The following is a 251-nucleotide window of genomic DNA, read 5'->3' on the forward strand; positions in this document are numbered from 1 at the left end:
GCCTGAATCTGAAAAGCCCGCGCGTCCAGCAGCGAAGTCGACTGCAGAAGGTACAGGTAATGATGAGAAAGCCAGTCGTCCACGTAGTAATCAGGCAAATAGCAATCGCCCAAATAACAGCCGTCCAGCAGCGGATAAGCGTCCGTCAAAACCGCGCGGTAATCGTCAAGATAAAGACAGCGCCAATAACCGCAGCAAAGCGCCTAAAGCTGAAAAAGTAGAAGCACCTAGCAAAATGGGTACATTGGGTG

The 251-nt window shown here is 51.0% G+C and carries 1 protein-coding gene; it reads left to right on the top strand.

Annotation, left to right across the window (positions count from 1 at the left end; translation table 11 throughout):
• On the top strand, positions 1-251 hold a 251-nt coding region (locus AAEZ06_RS27885; protein ID WP_350617402.1), incomplete at both ends, for a hypothetical protein.

Source organism: Pseudomonas sp. HY7a-MNA-CIBAN-0227 (genome assembly GCF_040310325.1).
GTDB lineage: Bacteria > Pseudomonadota > Gammaproteobacteria > Pseudomonadales > Pseudomonadaceae > Aquipseudomonas.